The organism is Brevundimonas vesicularis NBRC 12165, from assembly GCF_001592205.1.
Lineage (GTDB): Bacteria > Pseudomonadota > Alphaproteobacteria > Caulobacterales > Caulobacteraceae > Brevundimonas > Brevundimonas vesicularis.
This window is the reverse complement of record NZ_BCWM01000006.1, coordinates 26,767-47,182: the sequence shown is the minus strand read 5'-3', so window position 1 is coordinate 47,182 and position 20,416 is coordinate 26,767. Positions and strand designations below refer to the sequence as shown.

The 20,416-nt window shown below is 65.0% G+C and carries 19 protein-coding genes and 1 tRNA gene; 12 read left to right on the top strand and 8 right to left on the bottom strand.

Translation table 11 applies throughout. The features are described 5' to 3' along the window. Window positions 1-80: 80 nt before the first annotated feature. The 7 genes from BVE01S_RS06105 (at window position 81) to BVE01S_RS06075 (ending at window position 5,506) form a co-directional block, all read left to right on the top strand. Window positions 81-347 carry a hypothetical protein gene (locus BVE01S_RS06105; protein WP_066625513.1) on the top strand — a complete coding sequence of 89 codons (267 nt, stop codon included), beginning with the start codon at window positions 81-83 and terminating at the stop codon, window positions 345-347. After that, the gene (locus BVE01S_RS06100; RefSeq protein WP_066625510.1) at window positions 347-787 is read left to right on the top strand and encodes a Spy/CpxP family protein refolding chaperone; all 441 of its coding nucleotides are present in this window, start codon (window positions 347-349) and stop codon (window positions 785-787) included. The genes BVE01S_RS06105 and BVE01S_RS06100 overlap by 1 nt, the downstream gene beginning before the upstream one ends. 6 nt (window positions 788-793) lie before the next feature. Continuing rightward, window positions 794-1,360, top strand: coding sequence for an RNA polymerase sigma factor (locus BVE01S_RS06095; protein ID WP_066625507.1), 567 nt, complete (start codon window positions 794-796; stop codon window positions 1,358-1,360). A 140-nt stretch (window positions 1,361-1,500) separates the two neighbouring features. Further along, window positions 1,501-3,315, top strand: a complete 1,815-nt coding sequence (locus BVE01S_RS06090; protein ID WP_066625504.1) for a copper resistance system multicopper oxidase — start codon at window positions 1,501-1,503, stop codon at window positions 3,313-3,315. Window positions 3,316-3,530: 215 nt separating this feature from the next. Beyond that, complete coding sequence (locus tag BVE01S_RS06085; protein WP_244878364.1) at window positions 3,531-4,757, top strand: copper resistance protein B; 1,227 nt, start codon at window positions 3,531-3,533, stop codon at window positions 4,755-4,757. 16 nt (window positions 4,758-4,773) lie between these two features. After that, complete coding sequence (locus BVE01S_RS06080; RefSeq protein WP_066625501.1) at window positions 4,774-5,088, top strand: hypothetical protein; 315 nt, start codon at window positions 4,774-4,776, stop codon at window positions 5,086-5,088. A gap of 13 nt (window positions 5,089-5,101) precedes the next feature. Then, window positions 5,102-5,506 (top strand): copper resistance CopC family protein, encoded by a 405-nt coding sequence (locus BVE01S_RS06075; RefSeq protein WP_066625498.1) that lies wholly within the window; start codon window positions 5,102-5,104, stop codon window positions 5,504-5,506. Between the two features lie 383 nt (window positions 5,507-5,889). On the opposite strand, the gene BVE01S_RS06070 is transcribed toward BVE01S_RS06075, so the two are convergent. From BVE01S_RS06070 to BVE01S_RS06055, 4 genes are all read right to left on the bottom strand, one after another. Next, window positions 5,890-7,011, bottom strand: a complete 1,122-nt coding sequence (locus BVE01S_RS06070; protein WP_084375313.1) for an acyltransferase family protein — start codon at window positions 7,009-7,011, stop codon at window positions 5,890-5,892. A gap of 331 nt (window positions 7,012-7,342) precedes the next feature. Continuing rightward, window positions 7,343-8,146 (bottom strand): DUF4198 domain-containing protein, encoded by an 804-nt coding sequence (locus BVE01S_RS06065; protein WP_244878361.1) that lies wholly within the window; start codon window positions 8,144-8,146, stop codon window positions 7,343-7,345. A 106-nt stretch (window positions 8,147-8,252) separates the two neighbouring features. Beyond that, window positions 8,253-11,231: a TonB-dependent receptor plug domain-containing protein gene (locus BVE01S_RS06060; protein ID WP_066625494.1), complete on the bottom strand. Its 2,979-nt coding sequence runs from the start codon at window positions 11,229-11,231 to the stop codon at window positions 8,253-8,255. Between the two features lie 342 nt (window positions 11,232-11,573). Continuing rightward, window positions 11,574-11,987 carry a MerR family transcriptional regulator gene (locus BVE01S_RS06055; protein ID WP_066625492.1) on the bottom strand — a complete coding sequence of 138 codons (414 nt, stop codon included), beginning with the start codon at window positions 11,985-11,987 and terminating at the stop codon, window positions 11,574-11,576. 69 nt (window positions 11,988-12,056) lie between these two features. On the opposite strand from BVE01S_RS06055, the gene BVE01S_RS06050 reads away from it, so the two are divergent. After that, the gene (locus BVE01S_RS06050) at window positions 12,057-12,821 is read left to right on the top strand and encodes a MauE/DoxX family redox-associated membrane protein (RefSeq protein ID WP_066625490.1); all 765 of its coding nucleotides are present in this window, start codon (window positions 12,057-12,059) and stop codon (window positions 12,819-12,821) included. 92 nt (window positions 12,822-12,913) lie between these two features. Here BVE01S_RS06050 and BVE01S_RS17240 read toward each other — a convergent pair whose 3' ends face one another. Both BVE01S_RS17240 and BVE01S_RS06045 read right to left on the bottom strand, forming a co-directional pair. Further along, the gene (locus tag BVE01S_RS17240) at window positions 12,914-13,168 is read right to left on the bottom strand and encodes a helix-turn-helix transcriptional regulator (protein WP_084375312.1); all 255 of its coding nucleotides are present in this window, start codon (window positions 13,166-13,168) and stop codon (window positions 12,914-12,916) included. Window positions 13,169-13,359: 191 nt separating this feature from the next. Next, a tRNA-Lys gene (locus BVE01S_RS06045) sits at window positions 13,360-13,435 on the bottom strand. A 154-nt stretch (window positions 13,436-13,589) separates the two neighbouring features. Between BVE01S_RS06045 and BVE01S_RS06040 the strand changes: the two genes are divergently transcribed. Further along, window positions 13,590-15,002 (top strand): amino acid permease, encoded by a 1,413-nt coding sequence (locus BVE01S_RS06040; RefSeq protein ID WP_066625488.1) that lies wholly within the window; start codon window positions 13,590-13,592, stop codon window positions 15,000-15,002. Further along, on the top strand, window positions 15,002-15,355 hold the full coding sequence (locus BVE01S_RS06035; RefSeq protein WP_066625486.1) for an Hpt domain-containing protein: 354 nt from the start codon (window positions 15,002-15,004) through the stop codon (window positions 15,353-15,355). The genes BVE01S_RS06040 and BVE01S_RS06035 overlap by 1 nt, the downstream gene beginning before the upstream one ends. A 15-nt stretch (window positions 15,356-15,370) precedes the next feature. Here BVE01S_RS06035 and BVE01S_RS06030 read toward each other — a convergent pair whose 3' ends face one another. Together BVE01S_RS06030 and BVE01S_RS06025 are read right to left on the bottom strand one after the other, a co-directional pair. Further along, window positions 15,371-15,703 carry a chorismate mutase gene (locus tag BVE01S_RS06030; protein WP_066625483.1) on the bottom strand — a complete coding sequence of 111 codons (333 nt, stop codon included), beginning with the start codon at window positions 15,701-15,703 and terminating at the stop codon, window positions 15,371-15,373. Between the two features lie 40 nt (window positions 15,704-15,743). Then, window positions 15,744-16,559: a ferredoxin--NADP reductase gene (locus BVE01S_RS06025; protein WP_066625481.1), complete on the bottom strand. Its 816-nt coding sequence runs from the start codon at window positions 16,557-16,559 to the stop codon at window positions 15,744-15,746. Window positions 16,560-16,667: 108 nt separating this feature from the next. Between BVE01S_RS06025 and BVE01S_RS06020 the strand changes: the two genes are divergently transcribed. Further along, on the top strand, window positions 16,668-18,917 hold the full coding sequence (locus tag BVE01S_RS06020) for a S9 family peptidase (RefSeq protein ID WP_066625480.1): 2,250 nt from the start codon (window positions 16,668-16,670) through the stop codon (window positions 18,915-18,917). Next, the gene (locus BVE01S_RS06015; RefSeq protein ID WP_084375311.1) at window positions 18,851-20,344 is read left to right on the top strand and encodes an amidase; all 1,494 of its coding nucleotides are present in this window, start codon (window positions 18,851-18,853) and stop codon (window positions 20,342-20,344) included. Before BVE01S_RS06020 ends, BVE01S_RS06015 begins: the two co-directional genes overlap by 67 nt. Window positions 20,345-20,416: the final 72 nt, after the last annotated feature.

The window sequence follows — 20,416 nt, the reverse complement described above, 5'->3', positions numbered from 1 at the left end:
AATATCGATGCGGCCGGAGCGAGGGGCTCGATCCTGCACCGCGTAGTGTTTTATGGGGGCGTGGAATAAGGCGACGCATCATGAACAAGCTGGATGATTGGCTGACGCACGCGCCGGCCGGAGGAGCCTCGCTGGATGATTTGGAAACGAGCGTCTGGGCGCGGGTCAGGGAACTGCGCTCCGAGCGGGCTCAGACGCGATTCCGGGTCGTTGCGGTCGCGTTCGCGCTGAGCGTGGGCATCGCGAACGGTGGCGTCGGCGCGACCCTGTTGCAGCCGCCCCGTTCGGAGATGGCGGTGTTCACCTCGGCTTCGCTTTCGCCTCTGGCGCGTCTGGAGGCCGGTTGATGTCGGCAGGCTGGAAGTCGATCGCGCTCACGGCGGCGCTGGCGGTGGCAGCAAGCGGAGCTGGCGCCTGGGGCGGGGCAAGCTGGATTCTCAAACGTCACACCCAACCGTCCTTGCACGAGATCGTCCACGGCGATCTCGACCTCGACAAGAGCCAGTTGGAGCGAATCGAAGAGATCGAGAACCGTTTCGCGGCCCGACGGGTGACCCTCGAGCGTCGGGTTCAGGCCTCCAACCGCGAACTTGCGGGGGCGATCGCCGCCAGTGACGGCGACAGTCGCCGCGTCCAGCCGGCCGTCAACCATTTTCACGACGCCATGGGCGACCTTCAGCAGGAAACCATCGCCCACATTTTCGAGATGCGCACGGTCATGACGCCCGCCCAAGCAGAACGGTTCGATAGGCGCATCGTCGAGGCCCTGTCGACAGAAGGCGACTGAGCCTCGGTGAGCGAGCCCGACAGCTTCGCCGCAAGGGCCGCCGAGGGCGACGTCGCCGCTTTCGGGGAGCTGATGACGGCCACCAAGGCGAGCCTCTATCGCTTCGTGCGCCGCTACGTCGGAGATGCCGAAGAAGCCTATGATCTCGTTCAGGAGGCCTATGCGGCGGCTTGGCTGGCCATTCGTCGTTATGATCCCGAAAGACCGTTTGAAGCCTGGCTGCATACGATCGCGATCAACAAATGCCGGGACTGGAGCCGACGACGGCGCGTTCGGCGCTGGTTGATTGGTGTGAGCGACCTGGGGAATACGGAAGCGCTCGCCGTGCCTGACACGGCGCGGAACCCTGAGGCGGAACACGAGGCGGCTCAGGACGCGGGTCGCCTCGAAAGAGCCATCGCCGACCTTCCGCCGCAGCTCAAGGAGCCGCTTCTTCTCACCGCGATCGAGGAACGCAGCCAGGCCGAAGCCGCCGCCATCCTCGGGGTGTCCGTCAAGACGGTCGAAACGCGCGTCGCACGCGCAAGGCGCAAGCTGGCCGAGGTTCTGACCGCCCAGGGGATGACCCTGTGAGCCGACGCGGAACCGATGACCGGCGGTCGATTTCCGTCAGCAGGCTGCGGCAGCCTGTCACGAGGGATGGGCGTCCTGGACGCGTAGGTACTTCAGAGGGTCGGCGTCCGCACGTCGGCTACAGGATTACGGAGTAAGGTATGAAGCTCGATCGTCGAGCCCTTTTGCGTGGCGCGGCCGTTGGCGGCGGCGCGCTGGCCCTGCAGGGCCTGATGCCCGCGTGGGCGCAAACCGGATCGCAGGGGCTGAGGGCGGATCTGCCGACCTTGACCGGCCCCAATGTGGACCTAACCATCGGACACACGCCTTTCACCGTTGGCGGTCGAACCGCTATGGCGACGACGATCAACGGGGTCCTTCCCGCCCCGTTGCTGCGGTTGCGTGAGGGCCAGAACGTCCGTCTCGCGGTTCATAACGGTCTGGACGAGGACACTTCGATCCATTGGCACGGCCTGCTGTTGCCTTTCCAGATGGATGGCGTCCCTGGCGTCAGCTTCCCCGGCATCCGGCCTCGCGAAACCTTCGTCTATGAGTTCCCGATCATCCAGTCCGGGACCTACTGGTATCACAGTCACTCCGGCCTGCAGGAAGCTTTGGGACACTATGGTCCGATCGTTATCGATCCGGCCGGGGCCGACCCCGTCGGCTACGATCGAGAGCATGTGCTGGTGCTCTCGGACTGGAGCTTCATGAACCCCCACGAAATCCTCGAAAAGCTCAAGAAGAATCCGGGCTACTTCAATCGCCAGCGGACATCGCTTACCGGCCTGATCGACGGCAGCGACCGGATGAGCCTGGAGGAACGCCGGATGTGGGGGGGCATGCGCATGGACCCCCGGGACATTCTCGACGTCAACGGCTCCACCTATACCTATCTGATCAACGGGCATGGCCCGGAAGAAAATTGGACCGGCCTGTTCCGGCCGGGCGAGCGCGTCCGCCTTCGGGTCATCAACGCCTCGGCCATGTCCATCTTCAATGTTCGTATCCCGGGACTGGCGATGACCGTGGTCCAGGCCGATGGCGACAACGTCCGGCCCGTGGAGACCGACGAGTTCCAGATCTCGGTGGCCGAAACCTATGACGTGATCGTCCGGCCGACCGAGGACCGCGCCTATACGATTGTTTCAGAGGCGATCGACCGATCGGGCATGGGGCGGGCCACTCTGGCGCCCCGTCTCGGTATGACGGCGGAGGTTCCGCCGCTACGCGAGGTTCCCAACCTGACCATGCGCGATATGGGCATGGGAGGAATGGCCGGCATGGACCATGGCGGCGGCTCGATGGCGGGTATGGACCACGGGTCCATGCCTGGTATGGACCATGGCGCGATGAGCGGCACGCAGGGCCCGGACGCCATGGCCGGAATGGACCACGGTTCGATGTCGGGCATGAACATGCGCGATCCGGAGAACGCGCCACCGAACATGGCAGTCGGCGTCGGCGTCGATATGGTCAACATGTCGCCGATCAACCGTCTGGGAGAGCGTCCCACGGGGTTGGAAAACGTTCCGCACCGGGTGCTGGTCTATACCGACCTGGTGTCTCTCGCGCCGAACAAGGACCGGCGCGCGGCCTCCCGCACGATGGAGATCCATCTGACCGGGAACATGGAGCGGTTCATGTGGGGCTTCGACGGGCGGAAATTCTCCGAGCTGGTCGAGCCCATCCGCTTCGAGCGCGACGAACGCGTCCGTGTCACGCTGGTGAACGACACCATGATGGCGCACCCGATCCACCTGCACGGCCACTTCTTCGAACTCGTCACGGGCGGGCCGGAAGGCCACCAGCCCTTGAAGCATACGGTCAATGTGGCGCCGGGGGGCAAGGTCACCTTCGACCTGACTGCCGACGCGCCCGGAGACTGGGCCTTCCACTGCCACCTGTTGATGCACATGCATGCCGGCATGTTCAACGTCGTCACCGTGCGTCCGTTGGATGGAGCAGCCTCGTGATCAAGACTGCTGTAGCTCTCGTACCCCTGTTGCTCGCGGCCGCTCCGGCCTACGCGCAGTCGCATGCTGGTCACACCCCGGCGGCCAGGGTCCAGGCCGTTCCCCTGCCGACAGGTTGCGTGCGTCGCGGGGCGCCGGATGGAGACCTCTCCAGGGTGGGCGCACCCGGTGCGCCAGTCTGTCCGCCTGGAACCGTACCGCAACGCGTGGCGCCGATGGCCGGCCACGACATGTCCACGATGGACATGGGGGCTCCGACCCAGCCTGACGCCGACCCGCATGCGGGTCACGACATGTCCACCATGAACATGGGAACTCCGGCTCCCGCTCAGCCCGCCGCCGATCCGCATGCAGGCCATGACATGTCGGGTATGACCGCAGGGCAGACGCCCGCGACGCCGGCTACTCCGGCGGCGGGCCCCGACATGTCCACCATGAACATGGGAACTCCGGCTCCCGCTCAGCCTGCCGCCGATCCGCATGCAGGCCATGACATGTCAGGTATGACCGCGGGGCAGACGTCCGCGACGCCAGCTACCTCGGCGGCGGGTCATGACATGTCCACCATGAATATGGGCCAGATGCCGACGCAGTCGTCATCGGATCCTCACGCCGGCCACGACATGGCCGGGATGGGGGCCATGGCGATGCCGCCCGACGTCCCCACGAGCGCGAATAATCCCGGCCGGCCGCCGCAAGACCCTATCCCCGTGGCCGCTCTCGGTTGGCCCGCCCATGCGGCGGACCTGCTGTTCGATCCGAGCGAGATGATGGCGTCGCGCGCGCAGCTTCTCGTGGAGAACGGCGATATCAGGACGACCGCCGTAATCATCGACCAACTGGAAGCGGGCTCTTCAGACGGTGAGGAAAGCTACTCCTGGGATGCTCAGGGCTGGACGGGTGGCGACATCAATCGTTTCTGGTGGAAATCGGAAGGGGAGGGCGAGTTCGGCGGCGGTCTGGAGGAAGCTGAGCTTCAGGCGCTCTACAGCCGTGCCATCCGCCCGTTCTTTGACGTGCAGGCCGGTGTGCGCCAGACCTACCGGCCCGAGGGCGCCGACCGAACGGACCTCGTGGTCGGCATCCAGGGGCTTGCACCCTACTGGTTCGAGGTCGACGCCGCCGCCTTCCTGTCGACGAAGGGAGAGCTGACGGCGCGGGCGGAGGCTGAGTATGATCAGCGCATTACCAACCGCTGGATCCTGCAGCCTAGCGTCGAGGTCGCCTTCTCGGCTTCAGATGTCCCCGAGCTTGCAATGGGGACCGGACTGACCTCGGTCCAGCTCGGCGCCCGTCTCCGCTACGAGATCCGCAGGGAGTTCGCGCCCTATGTCGGGATCGAATGGTCGAAGAGTTTTGGCGGAACTGCGGATTATCTGGAGGCCTCCGGTCGCGGCTCAGAGGACACGCGGATCGTGGTCGGCCTCCGGGCCTGGTTCTGAACCGAAGGAGAAGACTATGAGAATACTGACCATCAGCCTGCTGGCCTCGGCTGCGGCGCTGGCGGCCTGCCAGCCGGCGGCGGACACCCCAGCCCAGGCTCCGGCCGAAGCCCAGCCCGTGCCTGTCGAAGCCCCACCCGCCGTCGCGTCCGAGCCGACGCCGGGGGCTGCTCCGGCCGCGCCGTCGCAGACCGCGACGTCGGGCCCGGCCGCTCGCGCTCCGGCTCCGAACCGCGAGCGAGCCTCGCCGTCCGCCTCCCCGCCGCCGGCGGAGCACGACATGTCGAACATGCCCGCCGAGATGCCCGGCATGGATCATTCACCGAACTAAAGGAGCCTTCCCGATGCGTACCTTGATCACCTTGGCCGTCGCACTGGCGATGACGACCGCCGCCGGCGCGGTTCATGCCCAGACGGCGTCCAACCCTCATGCCGGCCACGACATGTCGGGGATGGCGATGAGCGCCCCGGCCTCCGGGGTGCAAACCACCCCGAGCGACGGCTGGATGGGCGCTGTGGCGCCGACGTCTTTCAGCGCCACCTTTCCGCATGCCATGCGTCTGACGACGCTCAGCGTAAAGACGGGTGATGAGGCCGCCGTGGACGTCGCCCTTCCGGCTGCGGAACCGGCCATGACCATCAGCGTGCCTTTGCCGACGATCGGCAAGGGCAATCATGTGTTGACCTGGTCGGCGCAGGGCGCAGATGGCCATGAGATGAACGGGACCGTTCGGTTCATGGTTCACTAGACCCACAGACCCTTGCCGTTGCGAGAGCCGCGCTCGGTCCTGGGCGCGGCTTTTTCTTACGCGATAGAGGCCGTTCGCTAGAGGGCGCGGAAAATCCGCAGACGCTTGAAATCTTCCAGGCGTCCGGCAGCCTCGCGATGCCCAAGCGTGGATGATCGCTCCGCCTGGACTCAGGCGTACGACCCGGGGCGAGACAGAATGTGGCGGCACGACGGGGGCACCGGGTTCATCAGATCCCGGAGTTCGTCATTTGTCAGGGTCTCCTCGGCGTCGTTGCGAACATATCGCAGCCGCACAACGTGGATGGGGTTGGCGATGTGCGATGACACTAGGGCCGCGGACGCATGGATGCTCAAACTCCAAACAAAGCGCCAGCCCTAGCTTCACACTGCAACAACCGATTTGCGGTCTGGATCCAGCCGGGAGCGGGCCCACAGGCGGCCGGGCTTCTCGACCAGCAAATGGAGGGCGATCGCGACGAGAACCGTCACCACAAACAAGCCCGTCAGTTCAGCGGGGGTGATCCGGAAGGCGCTGTCGATGCCGCGCAGTTCTGCCACGATGCCCTTCCAGGCCACGACGATGGGCATGTGGACTAAATAGAGGGCAAACGAGACCTCCCCAGCAAAGACCAGAGGCCGGGACGCGAGAAAGCCTTCGCTGCCGGTGCGGCCGAGCAGGGACAGGCTGAGGATCAGAGGGGCGGTCAGCGCGACGACGATCCTGTCGTCGAGAGACAATTGCATCGCGGTCAGGAGCAGGATCGTCGAGACGAAGGTCGCCGCGACGGCCCGGCGGCGGCTGACGGTGAGGCGGTGGCCCAAGCCGTGGAGCGCCATGCCAATCAGGAAGGCCGGGGCGATACGCAAGATGCCCAGATTGACCTCGGCGCGCGGCAGGGTCTTGCCGAAGAGCGCTCCGTAGACGGTGTCGATCACGACATAGCCGATCACGCCCACCAGAAGCATTCGCCAGGGTCGGCGGCCGAGCCTGGTGGCCAGAAGGGCGTACGCGGGGAACAGGAGATAGGCGAACCACTCAGCCGATAGCGACCAACTCGGGCCGCTCCAGTTGTTCCCGACGGCGTCGGGAAACCAGGCCTGAACGAGGATGAGGGTTTTGAGGAATCCCGCGACGGTGTAAGTGCTCGCATCGAAGCCAACGCCCATAGCGAACGCGCTGGCGACGATGGCCAACACTCCCAGCAAGATGATCAGGTGCAGCGGATATAGCCGGGCCAGCCGCGCGACGATGAAGCGCCGATAGCTGAACGTCCCGTCCGCGAACGACGGCCCATAGACGTGGAACAGAATGAAACCGGACAGGATGAAGAAGGCGTCGACCGCCAGTCGGCTGCGTTCGATGATCGGGCTATAGCCGAGTGCCGGGTCCCACTGCAGCTGGTAGTGGAACAGAACTACGCCCATGGCGAGGAATGCCCGCAGGCTCGTGAGGGCTCGTAGATCGACGGGATAGCCTTCAGTCGTCGGCGATATGGATGTCATGCTTCGCGGCCCGGCGGACAGGCGATGTCCCGCTCACTCATCGTCTTACGCAGCGGACGTTCAGTCCCCTCGTCCGATCGCACTCCCCCTCTGAGCTCTCGTCATGATCCGGTGAAAAAGGTCCGTGTGGTCGGATCGGCTGGAGCGCGATCAGGAAGCCGGTCGCCGCGCCGGTCCAAAGGCGTCGCTCCAACATGGCAGGCCGGGATGCGGCTCCAGTCAGACCGGGTGGCGTCGTGCGATGGACGACCCAGGCTCGCGAGAGGTCCCACCGGAAGAGGGCGAGCCCCCGCGACCGCAGCAGCAGGGGCCGCCCATCGATGACCTCAGGTCAGTGGCCGGTGTGGTCTGCAGTCGCGTTGAAGGTCAGGGACGCGTTGTTCGTGACGAACCTCCCGCCCGCTTGGCTCGGCACGTTCAGGGTTGCGGCAACGAGCATGACAGGGCCGGTCACCCCTTCGGGAAGGCTCAGCCGGCCCTCCTGATCGGTCATCGCTTCATGTCTTTGCCCGTGCCCGAACCTCACGGTGACAGGGTGTGACGTCAGCGGCTGGCCGTTTCTGACAAGCTGGAACCGCGTTGGCGACGCGTGGCCGGCGTCGAACTCCGGAAGAAACTCGACTTCCAGACCCGTCGGCCCCGTCCCGGTCGGGTCGCAGGTCTCAAAGCAGGCGAGCGTCTTGGCCAGGCGGCGGGACTGGATGTTCAGCGTGGAACCTTCGGGAAGCAAGCGCCGGACCGCCGCAACCTCCTCAACCTTGAAGGGATGCTCCTCCAGATAGGTGTCCACCTGATCCGGCCGCCAGCTCGACTCGCCCCAGATGGTTTGCAGCGTGACCACTGCCATGCCGGGGCGCTCGCTGGAGACGGCCAGCCGAAGGGACTGGGCTGCCCGGTCCTGGATGGTCACGGACGCGGGATGACCGCCGACCGAGGCACGGACCGCACCAACGCGGCTTTGCGGGGAACTCACATTGAGCGCCGGGAAATCCGAAGAGGAAGTCGCGTGAACGATCAGCGGCTGCGTCCTCGGGCCGGCGAAGCGATCCGGCACGAGAAAGAAATCGTGCGCGGCAGCCGCACTGGCGAATAGTCCCAGGCCGGCGGTCACCGCCAGTAGTAGACGCTTTTTCATGTCATTCGATCCTTCTCGATCAATTCAGGTATTCCGCCGGCGGATCGCCGAGCGGCGTGGTGGTAGGGTCAGCGGCAGAGACCGATCCGGCGAGCCGCGGTCAGGGCTAGAAGCGAGCGGTCAGGCCGACGTAGTAGCGCCGGCCGATCAGGTCGTAGGTCGAGGGGTCAGTGTTTGCAGCGATCGCCGGCGCATAGACCGGGGGCTGTTCGTCGGTGAGGTTGTTCACGCCCGCCCGGAGCGACACTCTTTCGTTCATGCGGTAGGCCGCATTCAGATCGAAATAGTTGAAGGCCCCAAGATCCTGGGTGCGGTTGTTGAAGTTCTCGACCGCTCCTTGATGGCGCCACCGGACGCCGATGTTCCACGGATCCTGGATCCAGTTCAGCGTCGAGAGGAACTTCCACTCCGGCAACGTCAGTCCGAAACTGTTCGATGCGGTACCCTTGCGATCGGTGAACGGGCCACCCGGAATGTCCTGGCGCTGCCATTCCTCGAGTTTCGTGCCGGTGATGTTGAACGCCAGTGCACCCCAGTTGGGCGCGCCGATTTCGTCGAGCTCGAGGTTCCAGTCGATCTGGAAATCGATGCCTTTTGTCTGCAGCGTGCCGAGGTTGGCGTTCGTTTCGAAGGTGCTCGTGATCTGCCCCGAGTTCGGATCACGGCTGAACAGCCGGCAGAACAGATTGTTCGGATCGTAGTTGGGGTTCGAGGCCCCGTCCTGGTTGAAGCAGCGACGGAGCTGCTCGGTTGTCGAGACGGTTCCCACGACTTGCTCGATCGAAATGTCGTAGTAGTCGATCGAGCCGGACAGACGGCTGAGCCAGGGATTGGAGAACGGGGACTGCCAGATGACGCCCACCGTGAACGAGTCTGCGGTTTCTTCCTGAAGCGAGGGGTTGCCGCCGGTGAGACCCGACACTTGGGAGTTGGAGAAGGTGTAGGTGTCGATAACCTGGGTCGGGACGTTCTGCGCCAGGCACAGGGTTCTGACAGCGGTCGCATTCGCAGCGCCCGGTGCGCGATACGCGCCACGGATGTCGCAGGGATCGCCTGAGAACTGACGGACCCCGGTCGAGGAGACAGGCACGCCGATCGACGGGAAGCTCAGGTTCTGCGCCGAGAACAGCTCGCCGATCGATGGCGCGCGGACCGCCCGCTGGACGCCTCCGCGCAACCGCAACCCGCTGAACATCTCCCAGCTGAGATCAGCTTTGTAGGAACTCACCCGGCCGATGGTGTCGTAGTCGGATACCCGGTAGCCCAGATTGGTCTCAAGGCTCTGCACGAAGGGGAGGTGACTGAGAAGCGGGATCAGGATTTCGCCGTAGAACTCGGAAACTTGGTCCGACCCTGACAGGGGCGTGCTGGAGTTACCGGCCAGTTCAGGTCCGGTCACCCCATTCAGGGTGAAGGTGCTCAGCAGCAGATTATCGGGGACGAAGGCGTAGTTCTGTTCACGATAGGCGGCCCCGACCGCGACCCGGACTTCGCCGGCCGGGAGCGTCAGGACGCCGCCCTGCAGGTTGAGCTCGGCGACGCTCTGATCGTTCGTGGTCGAGTTCTTCGCCACACGACCGACATAGGCGATGCACGAGGCGCTCAAGGGGTTGAAGCCGAACGGGTTGAAGCCGCCCGCGCAAAGCGACGCGCCGCCGTCAGGCGCGTCCAGCAGCCGCTGGACAGCTGACCGCGCCAGATAGCCGGTGTAGACCGTGTCATTGTCCACACGCCCGTATGACATGTAGGCGTCGTAGGTCCAGTCACGAAGGCCGATCAGGTCGCCCCGTAGTCCGGTGGTGAACTGATAGACCGAGTACTCCTCGTTCTGGCGGCGCGGGCCGAGCTCGTTGAAACGCTTGTCGAGCCGGAAGCTGCCGGCAGGGTTCGGCCTCGAGTTCAACAGGCCGCGCAGTTCAGCGGGGATGAAGGGGTTGGTCGACGGGACGCGAAACCCGGTCGTGGGTCCCGTCGCCGGGTTCGAAGCCAACTGGTTTCCACTGTCGTACTGAGAGAACAGGAAGTCCGCATAGAATTCGGCCGCCGGCGCGAGCTCGTAGTCCACAGCGGCGTAGACGTTATATCGCGTCTGCGGGATGATCATGTAGTTGCGATCACCTGTCGTGTAGGTGAAATCCGTCTGCTGGAGCGGGCCAGGCGTCCGGAAACCTTCATAATCGAGGCCTCCCGGGCTGACGTAATCCCGGGCGCCTTGGTAGGTGAACAGGGTCCCGTTGTTGTTGAAGCCGAACGTATCGCCGCGCGAAGCGCCCGGAACCGCGCCGGTGACTGCGAGCGCCGAAGGAAGATTGGTCGCGTCGAACACCGTCGAACCCAGGGGCGAGGTGCCCGCAAAACCTGAGATCGCGGCGAAGGAGCGGTCTGCGTTGAGCACCGACTCGCGGTTCGAGTAACTTGCGGAAAACACCGCATGACCTCGGCCTTCGGCGATGTCGCCGCCGACGGTGAGGCTGACCGCCTCTGCCGCAGCGTCGCCTCGTGAAGACGCGCCATACTGCACATCCAGTTGCGCTCCTTCGAAATTCTGATTGAGAAGGAAGTTCAGGACGCCACCCACGGCGTCTAACCCGTAGGTCGAAGACGCGCCGCCGGTTATCGTCTCGATGCTGGAAATCAGTGCGGTCGGCAGCAGATTCAGATCGACGACTGAAGAAGCGTTGGACGGCACCACCCGCCGCCCGTTCAGAAGCACTAAGGTTCGGGTCGATCCCAGCCCCCGTAGCTGGACATTCGCCTGGCCGCCCAGGTTCGGGCTGTTCGAGGCCGCGTTACCCAAGGGGGTGAACTGCGGCAGATCGTTGATCAGGCTCTCGATGTTCACCGAGCCGGTCGCGCGGATGTCTTCCTGGGTGACGGTGACGATCGGGCTGTTGGCGACATAGTCTTGCCGAGCGATGCGCGAGCCTGTGACCACGACCGTATCGATCTCGGTCGCGGCTTCGGCGGAAGTTGGATCCTGAGCCTGAGCCCAGGTCGGCCCCGCCGCCAGCGCGGTTGCAAACACCGCGACACCCGAGACTATGGACGAGGTGGTCAGTAGGCGTCGGATTGATTGCGTGGCCACAGGCTTCTCCGTGTCAGATTGCAGGCCAAAATGCGGCCCCACGATCTGACCTACGCGGCGGCCCAGATCTCCCCTCGCGCCGGGGGAAGATTGTTTCTATTTTTGCTGTCGGAGAGGCTTGCTGGGGTGAATTTTTGCGCAGCTCCCTATTATCTGCGGTTGTGGGGGCCTGCGCGGGAGATGTCGCTCGCATCGACAGCAGACGCACTGGCGGTGCGCGATACACGCCATCGGAGAAATGCCTCCGGCGACCGTGTTCTCGTTCGTGGCGCTATGCGTTTTGAATGCCCCGATCCGCATTGAAGGGGTAGGGCACGCTGGCGAGCATCCGGCTTCGCGCGATCAGGGCAGATCCGCCTGAAAGGCGGCGATGATCGGGCAGGGCCCCTTGTCGCTGGCGGCGCACGCCCGGGCGAGACGGCTCAAGGCCGCCCGGGCCTGCTGCATCTCGGAGATCGTTTGATCTAGAGCCGTAAGGCGTTGCGACGCCAGGACACGTGCCCGCGCACGATCCTGTCCGGCGTCAAGTGCGAGCAACTCCTTGATCTGGGCCAGCGTGAACCCTGCGGTCTTTGCGGATTTGATGAACCGCAGGCGCCGGACCTCGTCGTCCCCGTATCGTCGAATGCCGGTCCCGGGCCCGTCCTTTGACCAGCGCTCAGGCGTCTGAAGCAGACCGAGGCGTTGGTAGAAGCGCACAGTCTCGACCGTCACCCCGCTGTCCTGCGCCAAGCCTGCAATCGTCCGCGTTCTCATGCTTGACTCCGTATCATGGTACGGAAGCTAGGATGTCTGCCTCGGATTCAGAAGATCTCGGAGGCAAGAATGACGAAGACCGCCATCATCTACCGAATGGTGATGCCAGAGCACACCTGTCCCTGGGGGCTCAAAGCGCGTCACTTACTTAAAAGCAGAGGCTATCGCGTGGATGACCGCTGGCTGACAACCCGCGAGCAAACCGATGCCTTCAAGGCGGAGCATGACGTCAAGACCACGCCTCAGGTGTTTATTGACGGAAAGCGGATCGGAGGGCACGACGATCTGCGCCGGTTCTTGGGGCTCAAGGTCCAGGACCCCAAGGCCACCACCTACACGCCAGTGCTGGTCGTGTTTCTGACGACGGCCGTGATGGCCGCTATGTTGAGCCTTGCGGTCTATGGCACGCCCGTGACGCTCAGGGCGGGCGAATGGTTCATTGGCTTCTCGATGATGGCCCTCGCTATGCTGAAGCTTCAGAACGTCGAGAGTTTCTCGACCATGTTCCTGAACTACGACCTGCTTGCCAAAAGATGGGTCCCGTACGGAAAGATCTATCCCTTCGCCGAGTTTGGAGCGGGCGCCCTGATGGTTGCGGGGGCGCTGACATGGCTGTCGGTTCCTGTCGCCCTGTTCATCGGTGGCATCGGCGCGGTCTCCGTCTTCAAAGCAGTTTACATCGACAAGCGCGAGTTGAGGTGCGCCTGTGTCGGCGGCGATAGCAATGTGCCGCTCGGCTTCCTGTCGCTGACGGAAAATCTGATGATGATCGCCATGGCAGTCTGGATGCTGGCGATGGAGCTTGGCGCCGCTGGTTCAGCCGGTTCTCATTAGCGGGAGGCGGGGCGCACTTCACCCGCTAGCGGACCGCGACGAGCTCTTAGGAGATCCTGCCGGGTCGACCGCGGTGCGAGAGCGGGGTAAGCCTAGTTGCTGGTGTGCGGCCCTGGCTTCGCGGCCGAAGGGCCGCTCAGGCTCTCTGCCGTCGATCGACGCAGCCCCGTGTCCGCCCAAGCACGTAGTTCTTCTTCTGAGTAGACGACGCGTCCTCCGAGCTTCCTGTAGCGCGGACCCGTCCCGTAGGTCCGATGCTTCTCGAGAGTGCGGCCAGAGAGACCCAAAAGTCTGCCGGCTTCCGGCGTCCGTAAAAACCTGGCGATCCCATCGGTTGGCGATTTCATCGGCGGCTCCAATACACGCTGAGGAGACTGATTCTCCCGCATGAGAACGGTGGGTGCACCCCGTAACTAACCGGTCGTGGCGCGCATAATGGTGCGCAAATCCGCCGTTCTAGAAACCGTTCTAAACAGCCAAGCTAGACCGAAGGTCTGTCGACATCTTTCTGTAAGTGTCTGATTTTATTGAGGGACGATGGTGGGTGATGTAGGGTTCGAACCTACGACCCGCTGATTAAGAGTCAGCTGCTCTACCAACTGAGCTAATCACCCGACCGATCGTCTGCGTCTTCGGGGGCGAGGCCTTGCCGAAGGGCGCTCCTACTACCCAGAGGTTTGGGGGTTGGCAAGCGCTTTCGCAAACTTTCTGCGACGGAGTATGGTCCCCGTGGAATCAGCCGCGGCAAGCGGCGGGGGAGCGAACATCATGGCCTTCTGGAACCGTCGTCGATCAATCGACACCATGATGGCGCCGCACGACGGACCGCGGCTGAAGCCGACGTTGAGCTGGCCGCACCTGCTGGCCCTGGGCGTGGGGGCCATTGTCGGCACCGGCATTTTGACGCTGATTGGGGTTGGGGCGGGGTTGGCCGGTCCGGCCGTGTTGATCAGCTTTGGCCTTGCGGGACTGGTTTGCGCCTGCGCGGCCCTGGCCTATGCCGAGCTGTCGACCATGATGCCGACGGCGGGCAGCGCCTACACCTATTCCTATGCCGTGCTGGGTGAGTTGATCGCCTGGATTGTGGGGTGGAGCCTGATCCTGGAATATTCGCTGGTCGTCAGCGCTGTGGCGGTGGGCTGGTCCGGCTATGCGGTGGGCTTTCTGAGCGGGCTGGGGATCGATCTGCCGACGGCGTTGGTTGCTGGGCCGCATGCGGGGGGCATCATCAACCTGCCGGCCGTGGCCATCATCGGGGTGGTGACGGGCCTGCTTCTGCTCGGCACCAAGGAGAGTGCGACGCTGAACGCGGTGCTGGTTCTGATCAAGATCGCGGCCTTGGTGGTGTTCGTCGCCATCGCCCTGCCGGCGTTCAAGCCCGAGCATTTCACGCCCTTCATGCCCAACGGCTTCGGCGCGCCCTTCGTCCAGACGGGGGTGATGGCGGCGGCGGCGATCATCTTCTTCGCCTTCTACGGCTTTGACGCTATCTCGACGGCGGCCGAAGAGACCAAGAAGCCTGAGCGTGACCTGGCCATCGGCATTGTCGGCTCCATGCTCATCTGCACGGCGCTATATCTGGTCGTCGCGGCCGCGGCCATCGGTGCGCGGCCTGTCGCGACCTTCGCCAGCAGTCCCGAGCCGCTGGCCCTGATCCTGCGCCAGATGGGGCAGGGGACGGCGGCCCAGTGGATCGCCGCTGCGGCGGTGATCGCGCTTCCGACCGTCCTGCTGGCCTTCCTGTTCGGGCAAAGCCGCATCTTCCTAGGCATGGCGCGCGATGGCCTGCTGCCGCGTCGCCTGGCCAAGGTATCGAGCCGGGGCGTGCCGGCGGTGGTGACTGTGTTCACCGCCATCGGCGTGGCGATTCTGGCGGGGTTGTTGCCGCTGGACGAACTGGCGTCGTTGGCCAACGCCGGGACGCTGGCGGCCTTCTGCTCGGTCGGGGTTTGCCTGATCGTGTTGCGCATCCGCGAGCCGGGTCGCAAGCGGGTGTTCAAGGCGCCGCTATGGCCGGTCGTTGGAGCGGTCAGCGTGATCGGCTGCCTGGTCTTCTTCCTGAGCCTGAAGCCGGTGACGCAGATCGGCTTCGTGGTCTGGAACGTCGGCGGCTTGGCCATCTATTTCGCCTGGTCCTCGCGGAACTCCCGCCTCGCCAAGGGCGAGGAGACGGCGGCCTGATGGCGTTGCGCGATCTGACGGGCGCCGTCGATTTCGCCGTGCTGAACGGCATGACGGGCGGGGACGACGCCATCAACGAGGAAGTCTTGGGCCTGTTCGTCAATCAGGCCGGCCTTTGGTCCGTCATGCTGGATCCCAAGGTCGAGGGCTGGCGCGACGGGGTCCATACGATCCGAGGCGCGGCGGCGGGCATCGGCGCGCGAGACCTGGCGGCGATCTGCGCCGAGGCGGAAGCAGTGGATCAGAAGCTGGCCGCGCCGGCTGTGGAGCGGGTGCGCGATGCGCTGGAGGCGGCCTTGGCTGATGTCGCGGCCTATCGCCACGAAATCATGCTGAGAAGTCTCAAGACCTAGTTGGGCCTGTTACGTTCAGCTGCGCGTGCGGTCATAGGTGGCGAACTCGTGGGCGATGCAGCGGTCGATGAGCAGGCGCCAGACGGGTTCGGCGATGTCGGGCGACAGATCGTGGGCCTGGGCGGAGACCAGAACCTTGGCGACCACGTCGTCGATCCGGGCCTGGTCGAAGACGGCGTCGCGGTCGGGCTTGATGCGGGCGGCGGCGTCCATGTAGCGCTGACGCTCGGCCAGCAGGGCGACCAGGGCGCGGTCCAAGGCGTCAACGCCCTGGCGGACCTCGGCCATGGACTGGCATTCGGACGGATCGACGCGCGCGTCGACGGCGACTAGGGCAGGCTTTGACATGGCGTCGGGTTAGCGGGTCAGGCCGCCCAAGCCAAGGCTGTCAACCAACGAAGGCCCGCTCCAGCACGTAGTCCGCCGGTTCGGCGTTGGAGCCTTCCTTCAGGCCATAGGTCTCCAGCAGTTCGCCGGCTTCCTTGATCATGGCCATGGAGCCGCACAGCATGGCGCGGTCGCGGGCGGGGTCGAACCCTTCGGGCAGGCCCAGGTCCCGGAAGAAGTCGCCGGACTTGATGCGGTCGGTAATCCGGCCCGGCGTCTCGAACGCTTCGCGGGTGACCGTCGGATAGTAGGTCAGCTGGGCCTTGGCCTCGTCGCCGATCAGAGGATCGTCGTGGATATCGCGGGTGAAGAAGTCGCGGTAGGCCAGGTCGGCGACGCTGCGGACCGTGTGGATCACATAGACATGGCCGAAGCGGGAATAGGTCTCTGGATCGCGCGCGACGCTGAGCCAAGGCGCCAGACCCGTGCCGGTGCCGATCAGAAACAGGCGTTCGCCGCCAGTCAGGGCGTCCAGAACCAGGGTGCCGGTCGGCTTCTTGCCCATCAGGACGGTGTCGCCGGGCTGGATCTTCTGCAGGCGCGAGGTCAGGGGGCCGTCGGCGACCTTGATCGAGAAAAACTCCAGCTCTTCGGCCCAGCAAGGGCTGGCGATGGAATAGGCGCGCAGGACAGGCTTTCCGCCGTCTTCGCCCGGCAGGCCGATCATCACGAACTCGCCCGAGCGGAAGCGGAAGTCCTCGGGCCGTTTGACGCCGAAGCTGAACAGGCTGTCGGTCCAGTGGCGCACCCACAGAACCTCCAGCTCGTTAAACGGACTGGCTTTCACGGGGGCGGGGGAGAGGGCGGCGTCTGTCATCGTGCGTCTCTCTAATCTGAGAACCCCTCGCAGGGAAGGACAAGCCTTTCACACGGCGACGACATTTCCTCGTGACGGCTTGCAGAAGCACCGCTAGCGTCCCGACCCATGCGCACCCTTCTTCTCGCCTCGACCATCCTCCTGTCCGCCAGTTCGGCGCTTGCGCAGGAGACGCCCTCCAACATCCTGACGCCCGAGCGGGTGTTTTCCAGCCCCAGCCTGAACGGGCCGGTGGCCAAGGGGGTCAGCCTGTCGCCTGACGGCCAGTTGGTCGCCTTCCTGCGCTCGCGCGAGGACAATGTGGATGTGCAGGACCTGTGGGCCGCGCCGACGGGTGAGGGTGAACCCTACAAGCTGATCGATGCACGGGCGCTGGTTCCCGACGCCGGCGAACTGTCGGAGGCCGAGAAAGCTCGGCGCGAGCGGATGCGGATCAGCGCGCGCGGCGTGGTCGAATATTCGTGGGACCAGCAGGGCCGCTACATCCTGGCGCCGCTGGAAGGCGACATCTTTCTGGCGAACCGGGCGGACGGCAAGGTGCGCCGCCTGACCGAGACGCCCGCCGACGAGATCGACGCCAAGGTGTCGCCCAAGGGCAGCTACGTCTCCTATGTCCGCGATCAGAATCTGGTCGTCTATGATCTGGCGAGCGGCAAGGAGACGCCGATCACCGACGACGGCGCGGGTTTGATCACCTGGGCCACGGCCGAGTTCATCGCCCAGGAGGAGATGGATCGCGACACCGGATACTGGTGGAGCCCCGACGAGCGCTACATCGCCATGACGCGCGTGGACGAAAGCCCGGTCGATATCGTGCCGCGCTTCGAGATCACCGGCGGCGGCGCGACGATGGTGGAGCAGCGCTATCCTCGTGCGGGCCGGCCCAATGCGGTGGTCGAACTGTATGTGCGCGACCTGCAGGGCGGGGGCCGGGTCAAGGTGGACCTGGGATCCAACACCGACATCTATCTGGCGCGGGTGAACTGGTCCGGCGACGGCAAGACCCTGTATGTCCAGCGCCAGTCGCGCGACCAGAAGACACTGGACCTGCTGAGCGTCGATCCGACGACCGGCGCGTCACGCATGATCCTGAGCCAGAAGGCGCAGGCCTGGGTCGATCTGAACGACGACTTCCGCGTCCTGTCTGACGGCCGGTTCATCTGGTCCAATGAGGATTCGGGCTGGCGGCACCTGTATCTGTACGACCGCAACGGGCGTCGCCTACGGGCCATCACGCGCGGCGACTATCCGGTCAAACATCTGGACGGCGTCAACGAACAGACCGGCGATGTCTATTTCACCGCCTCGATGCGCGACGGCAAGGAGCTGCCGATCGAGCAGCAGATGTTCCGCGCCAACCTGAACCGCACGGTCGATCCGGTCGCGGTGACGCCGGGCGGCGGCTGGTGGACGGTGTCGGTTAACGGGCCGGCGACGGCCTATGTCGGCAACTATTCGGACCCGGCGACCCCGACGCAGTCGGCGCTGTACCGCATCGACGGCACGCGCGTACGCTGGATCGAAGAGAACAAGCTCGACGCCAGCCATCCGTTCGCCCCTTACGTCTCGCGCCTGCGCACGCCCGAGTTCGGCACGATGCAGAGCCATGGTCAGACCCTGGTGTGGCGCATGACCACGCCGCCGGACTTCGATCCGTCCAAGAAGTATCCGGTGGTGATGCAGGTCTATGGCGGCCCCGGCACCGGGGCAGGCGTGCAGAAGAGCTGGCAGCCGCTGACCAACCAACTGCTGACCGAGGCGGGCTACATCGTCTTCCGCGTCGACAATCGCGGCGAGGGTGACCGGTCGCAGGCGTTCGAGACCAGCATCTATCGCCGTCTGGGCATTCCGGCGGTCGAGGATCAGGCCCAGGCCGCGCAATGGCTGAAGACCCTGCCTTACGTCGATGCCGACCATATCGCGGTGATGGGCTGGAGCTTCGGCGGCTTCCTCAGCCTGCTGACACTGACGGACAAGGACGCCGGCCTGGCCTCGGCTCTGGCGGGCGCGGCGCCGACGGAATGGAGCCTGTACGACACTCACTATACCGAACGGTATATGTCCACGCCCCAGGCCAATCCGGAGGGCTATGCCGCCACCGACGTCCTGCCGCGGCTGGATGACATGACGGGGCGGCTGCTGCTGCTGCACGGCATGGCCGACGACAACGTCATCTTCGGCAATGCGACGCGCGTCATCGACGCCTTGCAGGCCAAGAGCGTGCCGTTCGAGATGATGCTCTATCCCGGCCAGCGGCACGGTGTCCGCGGCGATCCGAGGCAACTGCAACAATGGCGCACCTATCTCGACTTCCTGGACCGCACGATCGGCAAGCGGGCCGAACCCAAGGCCGACTGATTCTGGCGGCTGCGGTCGCGCTGGCCCTTGCGGGTTGCGCGACCGGTCAGGGCGCCTATCCAACTGCATCCGCCGTGGTCGCGGCGGGGCGGGCGAACGACAGCGCCCATTCGGTGCTGGTCTGGACCGCGACATCACCCAGCCGGGGCGTGTCTGCGATTTCCGGCATGCCGATCCTGCTGAAGGACAATATCGAGACGGCGGACATGCCGACCACCGCCGGATCGTTGGCGCTGGCAAACAATGCGCCGGGACGGGACGCGCCGCTGGTCGGGCGACTGCGCGCCGCCGGGGCCGTAATCGTCGGCAAGACCAACCTGTCGGAGTGGGCCAATATCCGCTCATCGGACTCGATCAGCGGCTGGAGCGCTGTCGGCGGCCAGACGCTGAATCCCTATGATCCCGCGCGCACGCCTTGTGGATCGTCGTCCGGCAGCGGGGCGGCGGTGGCGCTGGGGCTGACGCCTGTCGCCATCGGAACGGAGACGGACGGGTCGATCACCTGCCCGGCGTCGGTCAACGGCGTGGTCGGGTTCAAGCCGACCGTTGGCCTGGTCTCGCGCACCCACATCGTGCCGATCAGTCATTCGCAGGACACGGCCGGGCCGATGGCGACCACTGTCAGGGATGCGGCCAGGGTGTTGACGGTCATCGCCGGGTCCGATCCGGCCGATCCGGCGACGGTCGAGGCCGATGCGCACAAAATCGACTACGCCGCCGAGCTGGACGCCAACGCGCTGCGCGGTGCGCGGATCGGGGTGATGCGGTTTTTGAAAGGCTACTCGCCCGAAACGCAGGCGGTGTTCGAGCAGAACCTGAAGGCCTTGCGCGATGCCGGCGCTGTCCTGGTCGATCTGCCGGATGGACCGGACGGCCGGATCATAGGCGCGGCCGAGTTCAAGGTGCTGCTCTATGAGCTGAAGCACGATCTGAACGCCTATCTGGCCTCGACGGACCCGGAGCAGGTCCGCACCCGCACCCTGGCCGACGTCATCGCCTTCAACGCCGCCGAACCGCGCGAGACGGTGCTGTTCGGTCAGGACATCTTCGAGCGCGCCCAGGCGATGGGCGATTTGACCGACGCTGACTATCTGGAGGCGCGCGCAGCCTCGCTTAGGCTGGCAGGGGCTGAGGGCATCGATCGACTGATGAGGGACAATGGCGTGATCGCCCTGATCGCGCCCACCACGTCGCGCGCCTGGACCAACGATCCCAAGGACGACGACGATATGCAGGGATCGGCCAGCCGACTGGCCGCCGTCGCCGGCTATCCGCACCTGACCGTGCCGATGGGCTTTGATCGGGGGAGGCCCGTGGGAATCAGCTTCCTTGGCGGGAAGTGGGACGATGCGCGCATCCTTTCGCTGGGTTACGCCTTCGAACAGGTGACCCAGGCCAGACGGCCGCCGCCTGGCGTTCGACGCTGACATTCACTGGGGCGGCCGCTGAGAGTGCGGCATGTGCAGATTTAGCCTCAACGTCATGTCGACGATTACGGC

Excerpts from the sequence above, each read along its gene's own strand:
- BVE01S_RS06020 (WP_066625480.1), top strand. The coding sequence starts at position 16,668 with ATGCGCACCCTTCTTCTCGCCTCGACCATCCTCCTGTCCGCCAGTTCG.
- BVE01S_RS06050 (WP_066625490.1), top strand. The coding sequence starts at position 12,057 with ATGACGAAGACCGCCATCATCTACCGAATGGTGATGCCAGAGCACACC.
- BVE01S_RS06075 (WP_066625498.1), top strand. The coding sequence starts at position 5,102 with ATGCGTACCTTGATCACCTTGGCCGTCGCACTGGCGATGACGACCGCC.
- BVE01S_RS06105 (WP_066625513.1), top strand. The coding sequence starts at position 81 with ATGAACAAGCTGGATGATTGGCTGACGCACGCGCCGGCCGGAGGAGCC.
- BVE01S_RS06065 (WP_244878361.1), bottom strand. The coding sequence starts at position 8,146 with ATGAAAAAGCGTCTACTACTGGCGGTGACCGCCGGCCTGGGACTATTC.
- BVE01S_RS06030 (WP_066625483.1), bottom strand. The coding sequence starts at position 15,703 with ATGTCAAAGCCTGCCCTAGTCGCCGTCGACGCGCGCGTCGATCCGTCC.
- BVE01S_RS06015 (WP_084375311.1), top strand. The coding sequence starts at position 18,851 with ATGGCGCACCTATCTCGACTTCCTGGACCGCACGATCGGCAAGCGGGC.
- BVE01S_RS06080 (WP_066625501.1), top strand. The coding sequence starts at position 4,774 with ATGAGAATACTGACCATCAGCCTGCTGGCCTCGGCTGCGGCGCTGGCG.
- BVE01S_RS06070 (WP_084375313.1), bottom strand. The coding sequence starts at position 7,011 with ATGACATCCATATCGCCGACGACTGAAGGCTATCCCGTCGATCTACGA.
- BVE01S_RS06040 (WP_066625488.1), top strand. The coding sequence starts at position 13,590 with ATGGCCTTCTGGAACCGTCGTCGATCAATCGACACCATGATGGCGCCG.
- BVE01S_RS06085 (WP_244878364.1), top strand. The coding sequence starts at position 3,531 with ATGGCCGGCCACGACATGTCCACGATGGACATGGGGGCTCCGACCCAG.
- BVE01S_RS06035 (WP_066625486.1), top strand. The coding sequence starts at position 15,002 with ATGGCGTTGCGCGATCTGACGGGCGCCGTCGATTTCGCCGTGCTGAAC.
- BVE01S_RS17240 (WP_084375312.1), bottom strand. The coding sequence starts at position 13,168 with ATGAAATCGCCAACCGATGGGATCGCCAGGTTTTTACGGACGCCGGAA.
- BVE01S_RS06090 (WP_066625504.1), top strand. The coding sequence starts at position 1,501 with ATGAAGCTCGATCGTCGAGCCCTTTTGCGTGGCGCGGCCGTTGGCGGC.
- BVE01S_RS06025 (WP_066625481.1), bottom strand. The coding sequence starts at position 16,559 with ATGACAGACGCCGCCCTCTCCCCCGCCCCCGTGAAAGCCAGTCCGTTT.
- BVE01S_RS06055 (WP_066625492.1), bottom strand. The coding sequence starts at position 11,987 with ATGAGAACGCGGACGATTGCAGGCTTGGCGCAGGACAGCGGGGTGACG.
- BVE01S_RS06100 (WP_066625510.1), top strand. The coding sequence starts at position 347 with ATGTCGGCAGGCTGGAAGTCGATCGCGCTCACGGCGGCGCTGGCGGTG.